General features: G+C 55.4%; 3 protein-coding genes. 1 reads left to right on the forward strand and 2 read right to left on the reverse strand.

What is annotated here, in order from left to right; genetic code table 11:
- Together KP701_RS16070 and KP701_RS16075 are read right to left on the reverse strand one after the other, a co-directional pair.
- On the reverse strand, positions 1-399 hold a 399-nt coding region (locus KP701_RS16070), incomplete at its 3' end, for a recombinase family protein (protein ID WP_215747906.1).
- Positions 400-412: 13 nt separating this feature from the next.
- Entirely contained in the window at positions 413-601 is a 189-nt protein-coding gene (locus tag KP701_RS16075) for a hypothetical protein (RefSeq protein ID WP_215747907.1), read from the reverse strand.
- An 832-nt stretch (positions 602-1,433) separates the two neighbouring features.
- Between KP701_RS16075 and KP701_RS16080 the strand changes: the two genes are divergently transcribed.
- Positions 1,434-1,606: transposase (locus tag KP701_RS16080; protein WP_215747542.1), on the forward strand; the 173-nt coding region annotated here is incomplete at its 3' end.

Consider the following 1,606-nt stretch of genomic DNA (forward strand, 5'->3'; position numbering starts at 1 on the left):
GCGATGGGTCTTCTCGGCCAGGTCCTTCAGGAACAGCGCGTTCATCGTGCCCTTGAGGCCGACATGGAGATGGGAGACTTCGCCCTCTGAAAGGGTGACGATCCGCACGCCGGCATAGTTCATGCGCTTGAAGACGCCGGCGATGTCCTCCTGGTCGCGGGACAGGCGATCCATCGCCTCGGCCAGCACGATCTGGAACCGTCCGCGCTGTGCGTCGGCGATCAGCGCCTGGATGCCGGGCCGCATCAGGGAGGCGCCCGAGATGGCGTGGTCGGTATATTCTTCGACGATGGTCCAGCCCTGCTTTTCCGCGTGAATGCGGCAGACCCGAAGCTGATCGGCGATCGAGGCGTCGCGCTGGTTGTCGGAGGAATAGCGGGCGTAGAGCGCGACCTTCATGACGAGGCATCCCTTACGGTCCGGAGCGGCGGCGCTGCTCCTGTTGCTGCAACCGAAACCAGTCCCGTGCCGCGCGGCGTGCCATCAGGCGAACGAACGCTACAAGGCGCGGGTCGGGGGCATCGGGCCGCAGGACGAGCCGTAATTCGGGCTCAGGCGGTCGATACGCCGGGGCAAGGGACTGGCTGAGTCTGTCCGTCATCGTCGCTCTCTTCCGACCGCATGGCAAGGAAAACAGACACACGATCCGGACAGATGACTGTTATTTCAATGGAAATCCGCATTATGGAACATCGTGCTTGTGCGTGCTCCAGCGTACGGAATCGTAGTTATGGTTAGTCCCGGATACAGGCGCGTCGTACAAATACTGGTGTTTGGCGGTGGCGCGAAAGGGGAAGGTGCATCATGAAGGATATGGAAGTGCCGTTCTTCCGGCAGGCTGGATGAGCGGGCGCTCCATCGACTCTTCGCCCATGGAAGTGCGGGGGGCAGCGCGATCTGATCACTGTTGTCGGCCATGCCGCTATGATTTATTTGCGATTCTTGAGTGTAAATACTTCAAAACTTGAAAAAAGCGGATAACCTTTGGCTGTATTGAGCTTGCCAACTCGTGTTCGACCGATGCGGTTTTTGAGAAATGTGCATACATCTTCGAATTGATTAAGGCTAATCAATTTCCAGTTTGATCCAAATTTACGTTCAATGGCTTTGTAGATCACAGCAAACGCAAATTTGCGGGTCCGTGAAGGTTCACTCTTTGCATATTCGTTGTAGCGGTCGATGAGATGCTTGACGTAGCGGGTAGCATCGCCATCGGAACCTATGGTCCCGGGTGGTGCATTTATTTTACTTGAGGTACGGGACGATTTGAGGACAAGAGTTCCTGCTTGAATGACTCCGGGAGAGTTAAGTGCAATATTGCCGTTGTTTCCTGTAATATTGAAGTCGTTTAGTTTTGCTAGGCTCAGGACCTATTAATTTATTGAACTGAGTGGGGCATTGTGATTCACAGTCTTATCGATGGAGATGAGGCTGTGAGTGACGTGTTTTTGCTGTCTGAGAGGCAGATGGAGCGGATTGAGCCGTTTTTCCCTCTGGCGCACGGAGTGCCACGCGTGGATGACCGGCGTGTTCTGAGCGGGATCGTTTATGTGATCCGCAACGGCCTTCAGTGGAAGGATGCTCCGAAAGCGTATGGTCCGCACAA

Origin of the sequence: Gluconobacter sp. P1C6_b (assembly GCF_018811945.1) — a bacterium.
In the GTDB taxonomy this organism is placed as follows: Bacteria; Pseudomonadota; Alphaproteobacteria; order Acetobacterales; family Acetobacteraceae; genus Gluconobacter.